Here is an 11,023-nt window from a genome sequence, read left to right as displayed (position 1 = left end):
TCCCGTCCCACCGCCGTCCCGCACCCCGCCCCGACCCCGGAGAACGCCGGTACGCAGACGGGAGGCGGCCACCGATGAGCGTCCAGACCGAGTCCCAGGAAGCGGCCTCGCCGAAGGCCAACGGACGGCTTCCGCTCGCTGTCTACCTGCTCGCGTTCAGCCTGTTCGCGATGGGCAGCGCCGAGTTCCTGCTCGCCGGCGTCCTCCCGGACATCGCCGACGACCTCGACATCTCGCTCTCCTCCGCGGGCGCCCTGATCTCGGCCTTCGCGATCGGCGTGGTGATCGGCGGGCCGCCGCTGGCCGTCCTGACCCTGCGCTGGCCGCGCCGGACGACCCTGGTGATCTCCCAGGCGGTGTTCGCCGCCGGCGTCGCCGTCGGTCTGCTGACCGACGACTTCACCGTGCTGCTGGTCACCCGCTTCCTGATCGGCCTGGCGTACGCCGGGTTCTGGGCCGTCGCCGCCGTCACCGCGATCTCCCTCGTCACCCCCGACCGCACCGCCCGGGCCTCCGGCGTGGTGGTCAGCGGCCTCAGCATCGCCATGGTCGCCGGCGGTCCGGCCGGCGCCTTCCTCAGCCACTTCACCGGCTGGCAGGGCGGGTTCTGGGCGGTGGTGGCGCTGACCGTGCTGAGCGCGGTCGCCACGATCGTCGCCGTGCCCGCCACCAAGGCGGCGCAGGAGCCCAGCGTCAAGCGCGAGCTGCGGACGATGCGGCAGCCGCAGCTGTGGGTGGTGTACGCCGCGACCCTGCTCAGCACCGCCGCGTACATGATCTCGTACAACTACCTCGCGGCCTTCCTCACGGACGTCACCGGTGTCGACTCGGTGTGGGTGCCCGGCATCCTCGTCCTCTTCGGCATCGGGGCCTTCATCGGCCTCTCCATCGGCGGCCGGATCGCCGACGGACGCCCCCACCACGCCCTGCTCATCGGCGCCGGCGGAATCCTCGTCTGCTCCGTGCTGCTCGCGCTCCTCGCCGAGTACGCGGTGGCCGTCGTCCCGCTGGTCCTGCTCCTCGGCGTCGCCGGCTTCGTCCTCAACCCGGCCATCTACGGGCGGGTGTTCACCGTCGCGTCCGGCGCCCCGACGCTCGCCGGGGCGACCGCCGTCTCCATGTTCCAGCTCGGCATCAGCGTGGTCCCCGTCCTCGCGGGCGTGGCCCTCGGCGCCGGTGCCGGCCTCACCTCGATCCCGTGGCTGGGCGCGGGACTGGCCGTCCTCACCATCCCGGTCGTCCTGGTCGAGCGCACGATGGCCCGCAACCGGGCCGCCCGCACCGCCGAGCCCACCAGCGCCCCGGCGGGCCCGACCGCGCAGGCGGTCGCGGACAACTGACCACGTCATGACACACCACCGGTAGCCGCGGAGAGCTCCGTCCCCCGGAACTCTCCGCCGGCTCCCCACAGGGAGGACCTCATGGACAACGAGCTGGACAACGAGCTGGGCTACGAACTCGGCACCTGGGTCGTGACACAGATCCAGAGCCCCGACCGCCCCACGCAGTCGACCTTCTCGCTGCTCGGCAGGGAATGGGACCTGTTGCCCGAGGTGTTCCCGCCCTACACCGACCCCGGCCCCGGCCTGTTCGCCTCCTGGGTGCCGTACGAACGGGGCACCCGCTTCCTGGAGCTGGGCTGCGGCGCCGGCATCGCCGCGGTGCTCGCGGCGCAGCACGGGGCCGCGCGGGTGCTCGCCACCGACATCAACCCGGCCGCCGTGGAGAACGCCCGGCGCAACGCCGAACGGCACGGCGTGACCGACCGGTTCACCGCGCTGACCAGCGACCTCTTCGACGCCCTGGACCCCGGCGAGCGGCTCGACACGGTCTTCTGGAACACCCCGTTCATCGAGGCGCCCGCCGACCGCCCGTACGCCGGGCACATCGAGCGCGCGGTCTTCGACCCCGGCTACGGCCTGGTGAACCGCTTCTTCCGCGACGTGGTCCGCCACCTGGCCCCCGACGGCAGGATCTACCTGGGCACCAGCGAGGCCATGGGCAACCCCTTCAAGATGCTGCGCGCCGCCGACGAGGCCGGGTTCGAGGGCAAGCGGCTGCGCACCGAATCCGTCGAGCTGCCCGCCGCCGACTTCGGCGACTCCCCCGTGGTCGAGGCCCACACCGACGAACGCGGCATCGTCCACATGGACTTCACCCTCTACGAGTTCCGGCGCCGCTGACCCGCGCCGCTCCAGCGCACCTTCCCCGCACCACGCACCAGCAGTTCCGACGCCATCGACCCACCCACACCCATCGGGGCGCCCTGCCGCGCCCCGGGAGATTGGACATTGATGAACGCCAACAGGAACGCAGACGCGGTCGGCACCGGCTTCGACACCGTCATCGCCGGTAACGGAGTCCTGGGACTGTCGCTCGCCTGGGTCCTGGCGCGACGCGGACAGCGCGTCGCCGTGCTCGGCCAACCCCACCGGCCCTGGGCGGGATCGGCCGCGGCCGGTGCCATGCTCGGCTGTTTCGGCGAGGTCACCACCTCGCTGCTGGCCACCGAGCACGGCCGCCACAAGCTGGAACTCGGCATCAAGGCGACCGAATTGTGGGGTCCGTGGCTGGAGGAGCTGGAGGAGCAGACCGAGGGCGCGCCGGTCCGTACCGCCCGGGGCACCACCGTCGTCCTCAACACCATCGGCACCGCCGAGATCGACGACGCCAACTACAACGCCATCCAGGCCGAACTCACCCGCTACGAGGAGCCGTTCGAGGACGTGGAGCCGGCCGACCTCGACTGGGTCGACGCCGAGCCGATCTCCCGCCCGCTGAAGGCCTTCCACATACCCGGCGAGCACGCGGTGAACGCCGCCGCCCTCCTGGAGCGGCTCGAATCCGCCGCGGTCCGGGCCGGCGTCACCCTCGTCCCCGAGTTCGCCACCCGCGTCGAGTACCAGGGCGAGCGGGTCACCGGCGTCGTCCTCGCCTCCGGCCGCACGATCTCCGCCGACCACATCACCCTGGCCGCCGGGGCGCGCACCCAGGAACTCCTGGACAGCCTGCCCGTGGGCCCCCGCATCCCCCGGCTGGTCAGCGGCTACGGCGTCTCCTCGCTGATCAGGACGCAGGACGGCACCAGCCCGGACAGCGTCATCCGCACGCCGAACCGCTCCTTCGCGTGCGGCCTGCACGTGGTACCCCGCGGCGACGGACACGTCTACGTCGGCGCCACCAACGTCATCGCCGTCGAGCCCCGCGACACCCCCGAGATGCGCGACCTGGTCTTCCTCCTCCAGTGCGCCCACCGCCAGGTCCGCCGCAACCTCTGGAACAGCGAGGTCACCAAGGTCCAGGTCGGCAACCGGCCGGTCTCCATGGACGGCTTCCCGCTGCTCGGCGACGGCGGCATGCGGGGTCTGACCATCATGACCGGCACCTACCGGGACGGCCTGCACCTGTCGCCGCTCCTCGCGCAGGACTTCGCCGCCCGCATCCTCGGCGAGGAGCCGCAGGCCGACCTCGACCGGTTCGCGCCGCTGCGGCAGCCGTACCGCACCGGCACGCGCGAGGAGATCGTGGACCTCCTCATCGACCACCAGATGGGCATCGGGTACGAGCAGGACTGGACGATCCCCGTCGAGTGGCACCAGTGGATCGAGATGGACCTGCGCCCGGCCACCCTCGCCTGGGCCGAGGAGCTCGACCCCGAGTTCACCCCGCCGGCCGAGCTGCTCTTCGCCTCCCGCTTCGACCCCGAGCTGGTGAGCCTGCTGCGGAAGTACTACGCGACCTGCCGCGAGTACCGCTGACCGCCGACGCCGTCCCGCACCCGTCCACCGCGACCCGTCCCACCCGAAAGGACACCCCATGGCTGTCGAGAACATCGACCCGCCCAGCCTCACCAAGCCGTACGGCTGGCACCAGCTGGCGGTCGGCACCGGAAGCCGCGTCATCTTCCTGAGCGGCCAGACCCCGCGCACCGCGGACGGCGAGCCGGTCGGCACCGGCGACCTGGCGGCGCAGACCGAGCAGGTCTACCTGAACATCGCCGCCGGCCTGGAGGCGGCCGGCGCGAGCTTCGAGGACGTCGTGAAGCTGACGATCTACGCGAAGGACTGGTCGCTCGACAAGTGGGACGCGGTCACCGCGGGCGCCGAGCGCGCGGCGGCCCGGATCGGCGCCGACGTCGTGAAGCCGACCACCCTGGTCGGCGTGGCCACCCTCGCCGAGCCCGACTTCCTCATCGAGATCGAGGCGACGGCGGTCGCCGCATAGCCGTACCGCCGCGCCCCGTCCCCCGCGGGGCGCGGCGGTACTCCCGCACGGCTGTGCGCCGGTACTCCGGTACGCGCAGGCACGGATCAGGGCCCCGCCGGTCACGGCGGGGCCCTGACGCGCGTCCCGGGGCTCAGCTCAGCGCGCGCTGCTTGGCCAGGAGGTCCTCGATCACCGCCGCCACCGTCTCCGGCGCGGGCAGCGCCGGGTGGCGGCTGCCCGTCCCGGTGGTGGGGTCGAAACCGTCGTGCCACTCGGGCTCGTTGACGAGCCCGCCGTCCTCGCGGATCCGCGCGATGTTCCGCTGCACGGCCGGCTTGTGCCACATCTTCGCGCCCATCACCGGGAAGTGGACCACGGGGTAGTCCACCGACAGCGCGACCGTGAGGAGGCGGTTCGGCGCGGCGCCCGCGGCGGCCGAGGCGAGCGTGTGGGCGGTGGACGGCAGCACCGCGAGCACGTCGTGGTCGGCGGCGAGCCGGGACGGCTTGTCGGTCGGCCAGTCCGCCGGAGACTCCCCGCTCACCACCCTTTCCGCGAAGAGCGCGACGCTCTCCGGGGAAAGGAACGAGGTGGCCGTGTGGGTCATCAGAACGGTGAACGTACTGCCCTCGATCTGTCGGCGCATCGCCTCGACATAGGCGGGCAGCCTGGTCACGGCGATGGATCCGGTGGCACCGATGAGTATGCGTTTCCCGGTCGACTCCGGGGAGTTTCGAATTCCCATGGGCCGATGATGCCGCCGCCGTCCCGCCGCAGGTCAAGGGCGCCTCCGAGGGCCGACAGGGCGCGTCCAGAGCGGGTCCAGCGAAAGTCCGGCGGCCCGGAAACCCTTCGGTCGTCCCTACGGTCCCACCGTATTGAGACCGTTTGGCCGCACTGCCTAACGTCGCTTCTCGCAAGGGAATTCGAAAGCCCGGCAGGGCATCCGAGGAAAAGGGACGGACGACGATGGAGGATCTCTTCGCAAGGCTGCGCGGCGGTGCCGGTCACCCCCGCCTGGACGAGGACCGGCTCCTGGAACTCAAGCCGCGGCCCGAGCACCGGCACGACCCCTTCCCGCTGACCGACATCCAGCAGGCGTATCTGATCGGCCGCCACAAGGGGCTGGAGCTGGGCGGCATCTCCAGCCAGTACTACCTGGAGTTCGACTGTCCCGCGCTCGACCCGGACCGGCTCGCCGGCGCCCTGCACACCGTGATCACCCGGCACGAGGCCCTGCGCACGGTGGCCGGGACCGACCAGACCCAGCGCGTCGTCCCCGCGGCCGAGGTGGAGCCGTACGAGCTCCGCGTCACGGACCTGCGCGGCCGCCCCGAGGCGGAGAGGTCGGCCGCCCTGGCGGAGCTGCGTTCCGCACTGACCGGCCGGCTCATGCCCCTGGACCGGGCCCCGCTCCTCGACGTGCGGGCCACCCGCCTCGACGAGGACCGGATGCGCCTGCACGTCGCCGCCGACCTGCTCTTCCTCGACATGCGCGGGCTCTACCGCCTCATGGACGAGTGGCGCCGATGTTACGACGACCCGGCCTGGCGGCCCGAGCCGCCGGAGGTCTCGTTCCGCGACTACGTCCTCGCCCGCGAGGAGCTGCGCGGCGACGCCCTGGGGCGGGAGTCCGCCGCCTACTGGGCGGACCGGCTGGCCGACCTGCCCGGCGCGCCCGAACTCCCGCTGGCCGCCGCGCCGGAGCAGCTCGGCACCCCCGGCTTCGTACGGCACCGGGCGCAGCTCTCCCCCGACCGCTGGGCGGCGCTGCGGGCGGCGGCCGAGCGGCACGGCCTGACCGCGTCCGGCGTGCTGCTCGCCGCCTACGCGGAGGTGCTGCGCACCTGGTCGCGGCGGCAGGAGTTCACCCTGACCGTCACCCAGTTCCACCGGCTCGGCCTGCACCCGCGGATCGAGGACGTCATCGGCAACTTCCTCGACCCGAGCCTCCTGGCCGTGGGGGGCCGCCCCGAGGAGAGCTTCGTCCGGCGCGCCCGCGACCTGGAGCAGCGGCTCCTGGAGAACCTGGCGCACCCGCACGGCGGCATCCGGGTGCTGCGCGACCTGGCCCGCCGCCGGGACGACGGCCGGGCGTCGCTGCCCGTGGTCTTCTCCAGCACGCTCGGCGCCGGCGGCGACGCGCCCGGCGCGGGACGCCTGGAGTCCTTCGGGCCGCTGGTCCACGACCACAGCCGTACGCCGCAGGTGTGGCTGGAGAACCAGATCCTGGAGCTCGACGGCCGGCTCTCGGTCAACTGGAACGCCGTCGAGGGCCTGTTCCCGGCCGGCACCCTGGAGGACATGTTCGCGGCGTACACCACGCTGCTCGACCGGCTCACCGACGAGCCGGAGCTGTGGGACGCCACCCGCGGCGTCGTGCCGCTGCCGGCCGCGCAGGCGGCGGAGCGCGACCGGGCCAACGCCACCGCCCAGGACATCCCCGCGGCGCTGCTCCACGAGCTGGTCGCCGAGGCGGCCCGGCGCAGCCCCGACGCCCCCGCGGTGGTCACGCCCGGTGCGGAGACCACCTACCGGCAGCTGACCGAGTCCGCCCACCGGATCGCGCACCGGCTGCTCCGCTCCCCCGGCGCCGCCCCGAACGAGATCGTCGCCGTGTCGATGCGGCCCGGCGCCGCGCAGTACGCCGCGCTGCTCGGCGTCCTGCACACCGGCGCCGCCTACGTCGCCATCGACCCCGAACTGCCCGAGGAGCGGCGCCTGCGACTGCTCGACCGCTGCTCGGTGCGGGCCGTCGTCACCGACCCCGAGCTGCGCGGGTCGCTGCCCTGGCCGGACGGCGTGACCGTGCTGACCCCCGAGGACCCGGAGACGCTGGCCTGCCCGGAGTGGGCACCCGGCACCCGGCAGGGGCCCGACGACCTCGCGTACGTCATCTTCACCTCGGGCTCCACCGGCGAGCCCAAGGGGGTGATGATCACCCACCGCAGCGCCGCCAACACCGTCCAGGACATCAACCGCCGCTTCGGCGTCGGCCCGGACGACCGCACGATGGCGCTCGCCCCGGCCGGCTTCGACCTGTCCGTGTACGACCTGTTCGGCGTCCTCGGCGCCGGCGGCACCGTGGTCGTGCCCGACCCCGCGCGCGGAAACGACCTGGCGCACTGGTCCCAGCTCGTCGGCCGGTACGGGGTGACCATCTGGAACAGCGTGCCCGCGCCCATGCGGATGTGGATCGACGCCCTCGGCGAGGGCGCGGTGCCGCGCGGCTGCCGGCTCCGTCTCGCGCTGCTCAGCGGCGACTGGATCCCGGTCGACCTGCCGGCCCGGATCCACGAGAAGCTCCCCGCGCTGCGGGTGATCAGCCTCGGCGGCGCCACGGAGGGCTCGATCTGGTCGATCCACCACCCCGTGGACAGCGTCCGCCCGGAGTGGTCGAGCATCCCGTACGGCAAGCCGCTCGCCAACCAGACGATGCACGTCCTCAACCAGTGGCAGGAGCCGTCCCCCGTCGGCGTCACCGGCGAGATCCACATCGGCGGCACCGGCGTGGCCCAGGGCTACCTCGGGGACCCCGGGCGCACCGCCGAACGCTTCCCGGTCCACCCGGTCACCGGGGAGCGGATCTACCGGACGGGCGACCTCGGCCGCTACCTGCCCGGCGGCGACATCGAGATCCTCGGCCGCGAGGACTTCCAGGTGAAGATCAACGGCTATCGCGTCGAACTCGGCGAGATCGAGGCCGCGTTGCTGCGCCGGCCGGACGTGCGGACCGCCCTCGTCACCGCGCCCGCCCACGCCCGTACCGGACAGCGGCAGATCGCGGCGTACGTGGTGCCCGAGGCGGGCGCGGCCCCCGATCCGGCCGAGCTGCGGGAGGAGCTCGCGGCCGTCCTGCCCGGCTACATGGTGCCCAGCCGGTTCCTCACCCTGGAGACCCTGCCGCTGACCACCAACGGCAAGATCGACCACAAGGCGCTGCCGACGCCGTGGAACGACGACACCGAGACCGCCGGCGGCCGGGTCGCCCCGCGCAGCCGGATCGAGGAGCGGCTCTTCGCCCTCTGGTCCCAGCAGCTCGGCCACGACGACTTCGGCGTCGAGGAGGGCTTCTTCGACATCGGCGGCGACTCCCTGCACGCGGTCGGCCTGCTCACGGTGCTCCGCGCGGAGTTCGGCATCGAGGCCGACATGGAGCAGGAGATGGTCGAGGGCCTCTTCATGAACGCCTCGATCTCGTCCTTCGCGGAACTGATCGCCCCGGCGGCGGAGTCGGCGCGGGCCGGTCAGCCCGCACAGTCGGCTCAGCCGACTCAGACCGGTCAGCCGGGCCAGACCGGGCAGCCGGTGCCGTCGGCGCAGTCCGGGCAGTCTTCGGCGGCGGCCGAGGAGTCCGCCGTATGACCACGACGCCGGGAGCCGCCCCGGACCCCGCCTCGGATTCCGCCCCTATCTCCACCCCGGATGCCGCACCGAACTCCGCCCCGGACTCCCTCGTCGCCGAGTGGGACCACGTCGTCGTCGGCGGCGGCTCGGCCGGCGCGCTCGTCGCCGCCCGGCTCGCCGCCCGCGACTCCGGCACCGTCCTGCTCCTGGAGGCCGGGCCCGACCAGCCGGTCCCCCGCGACCGCGCCCACCCGCTGGCCGACGCGGGGCGGCTCGTCCTCGCCGGGTACAACTGGGACTACCGGGCCAACCTCCGCAGCAGCGAACGCCTGGAGGACCTGCTCAAGGGCGGCGACGGCGCCGGAAGCCCGGCCCGCGCGCTCTGGGAGCGGTTCCCCTACCAGCTCGGCAAGGTCGTGGGCGGCGGCTCCGCCGTCAACGGCGCCATCGCCCTGCGCGGACTGCCCCGCGACTTCGCCGACTGGGCGGCGCGGGGCAACCCCGACTGGTCCTGGGATCGCGTGCTGCCCCACTACCGGGCCATCGAGAACGACGCCGACCACCCCGGCTCGGCGGCTCACGGCGACGGCGGCCCGCTGCCGATCCGGCGGACCCCGCGCGAGCACGTCCACCCCCTGGACGCCGCCTTCTGGGAGGAGTGCGGCCGCCGGGGCGTGGCGGACCTCCCCGACCTCAACTCCGGCGAGGAGGCCGGGGTCGGCCCCATCCCCGGCAACACCGTCGACGGCGAGCGGATCGACGCCGCCACCGCCTTCCTCTCCGGCGCCCGCGCGCTGACCCGGCTCCACGTGCGCCCCGGGGTGCGGGTCACACGGGTGCTCTTCGACCCGAAGGACCGCACCCGCGCCGTCGGCGTGGAGACCGAACGGGACGGGCGGCTGGACACCCTCCGGGCCCGGAACGTGATCCTCGCCGCCGGGGCCGTCGGCACCCCCGTGATCCTCCAGCGCTCCGGCGTAGGCGACCCGGCTCTGCTCGCGGCCCTCGGCATCGACCCGGTGGCCGACCTGCCCGGGGTGGGCCGCGACCTCGTCGACCACCCGTCCGTCGTCATCTGGTCCCGGCCGGCCGACGGCGTGTGCACCCCGGGTCTGCCCTGGCGGCAGGTGGCGGCCCGGATGGGCAGCGGCTTCGACGAGGACGTCGACATCCAGATGGGGCTCCTCAACAACGTGGAGAGCCACACCATCCCCGGCTTCGTCGACCGGCTGGGCTGGCCCCTGGTCGTCGGCATGTCGGTGATGCTGCTGCGCCCCCGCTCCCGCGGCCGGGTCTTCCTCGACAGCGCGGACCCGCTGGCCGCGCCCGTCATCGAACTCGGCCTCGGCACGGACCCCGAGGACGTCGAGCGCCTCTGCCACGGGGTCCGCAGGGCGTGGGGCTTCCTGCGCTCCCCCGGCCTGTCGGCCCGGTTGACGCGTACGCAGTTCTGGAGCGACCGGATGGTCGCCAACGACGGCGTGCTGCGCAGCGGGGTCCGGCACATCATGAACCCCGGCTGGCACGCGGCCGGTTCGTGCCGGATGGGCCCGGACTCCGACCCGTACACGGTCGCCGACCAGGAGGGGCGGGTGCACGGCACCCGCAACCTGCGGATCGTCGACGCCTCGCTCTTCCCGTCGATCCCCAGCGCACCCACCAACCTGACCACCCTGATGCTGGCCGAGAAGCTGGCCCGGAGCATGGAGGAATGACCGTGCACCCTGTCCCGAGCCCTCCGGTGCGGCTCTACTGCTTCCCGCACGCGGGCGCGACCTCCCAGGTCTACCGCGGCTGGCAGCCGCTGGGCGAGCCCCGGCTGCGGATCCGGGGCGTGGACGCCCCCGGCCGCGGCGCGCGCCGCCAGGAGCGCAAGGCGGTCAACTACCACGGTCTGGTACGGGCCATGGCCGAGCAGGTGGCGGCCGACCTGCTGGCCGAGCGCGAGCGGTCCCCCGGGCTGCGCTGGGCGACGTTCGGGCACAGCTTCGGGGCCACCATGAGCCTCGCGGTGGCCGAGCACGTCGCCCGGCAGACCGGGGTGCAGCCGGTCCGGTCGGTGCTCTCGGGCGCCGTGCCGCCGGCGCTCCAGCGGCCCGGGGCCCTGCTCGCCGCCGTCCCCGACGAGGAGCTCCTGGCCCGTACCGCCGCCGACGGCGGGACCCCGCCGGCCGTCCTCGCCGAGCCGACGATGAGCCGGATCCTGCTGCGGATGCTCCGCGAGGACGACTGCGTACGTGCGGAGTTCGCCCGGGAGGCGGCGGGGCTGCGGGTGGACTTCCCGCTCACCCTGATCGCCGCGCGGGAGGACGTCCACGCCCCTCCGGAGCGGGTCTGGCCCTGGGACGCGCACAGCTCCGCGCCGGTCCGCCGGGTGGAGATCGAGGGCGGCCACTTCGCCGCCGTCCGGCGTCCCGCCGAGACGTTGACGATCATCACCGACGACACGGGACCCGGGGAGGACTGAGCC

General features: G+C 73.7%; 8 protein-coding genes. 7 read left to right on the top strand and 1 reads right to left on the bottom strand.

The window, feature by feature from the left end:
* Positions 1 to 74 precede the first annotated feature (74 nt).
* From EAO70_RS26455 to EAO70_RS26440, 4 genes are all read left to right on the top strand, one after another.
* A complete protein-coding gene (locus EAO70_RS26455) occupies positions 75 to 1,340 on the top strand; it encodes a Cmx/CmrA family chloramphenicol efflux MFS transporter (protein WP_148005419.1) in 1,266 nt (421 codons plus the stop codon).
* A gap of 81 nt (positions 1,341 to 1,421) precedes the next feature.
* A complete protein-coding gene (locus EAO70_RS26450) occupies positions 1,422 to 2,183 on the top strand; it encodes a methyltransferase (protein WP_261993062.1) in 762 nt (253 codons plus the stop codon).
* Positions 2,184 to 2,294: 111 nt separating this feature from the next.
* A complete protein-coding gene (locus EAO70_RS26445) occupies positions 2,295 to 3,758 on the top strand; it encodes an NAD(P)/FAD-dependent oxidoreductase (RefSeq protein WP_148005418.1) in 1,464 nt (487 codons plus the stop codon).
* Positions 3,759 to 3,816: 58 nt separating this feature from the next.
* A complete protein-coding gene (locus tag EAO70_RS26440; protein ID WP_148005417.1) occupies positions 3,817 to 4,224 on the top strand; it encodes a RidA family protein in 408 nt (135 codons plus the stop codon).
* Between the two features lie 133 nt (positions 4,225 to 4,357).
* Here EAO70_RS26440 and EAO70_RS26435 read toward each other — a convergent pair whose 3' ends face one another.
* Complete coding sequence (locus EAO70_RS26435) at positions 4,358 to 4,951, bottom strand: flavoprotein (protein WP_148005416.1); 594 nt, start codon at positions 4,949 to 4,951, stop codon at positions 4,358 to 4,360.
* Between the two features lie 224 nt (positions 4,952 to 5,175).
* Here EAO70_RS26435 and EAO70_RS26430 point away from each other — a divergent pair, with 224 nt between their 5' ends.
* The 3 genes from EAO70_RS26430 to EAO70_RS26420 are packed head-to-tail and all read left to right on the top strand — an operon-like array spanning position 5,176 to position 11,020.
* Positions 5,176 to 8,571: a non-ribosomal peptide synthetase gene (locus EAO70_RS26430; protein WP_148005415.1), complete on the top strand. Its 3,396-nt coding sequence runs from the start codon at positions 5,176 to 5,178 to the stop codon at positions 8,569 to 8,571.
* Positions 8,568 to 10,268, top strand: coding sequence for a GMC family oxidoreductase (locus tag EAO70_RS26425; RefSeq protein WP_148005414.1), 1,701 nt, complete (start codon positions 8,568 to 8,570; stop codon positions 10,266 to 10,268). The genes EAO70_RS26430 and EAO70_RS26425 overlap by 4 nt, the downstream gene beginning before the upstream one ends.
* Entirely contained in the window at positions 10,265 to 11,020 is a 756-nt protein-coding gene (locus tag EAO70_RS26420; RefSeq protein ID WP_148005413.1) for a thioesterase II family protein, read from the top strand. Before EAO70_RS26425 ends, EAO70_RS26420 begins: the two co-directional genes overlap by 4 nt.
* Positions 11,021 to 11,023: the final 3 nt, after the last annotated feature.

This window comes from Streptomyces sp. adm13(2018), assembly GCF_008042145.1.
In the GTDB taxonomy this organism is placed as follows: domain Bacteria; phylum Actinomycetota; class Actinomycetes; order Streptomycetales; family Streptomycetaceae; genus Streptomyces.
Note: the sequence above shows the minus strand (reverse complement) of the source record. Positions and strands in the feature narration are given on the sequence as shown.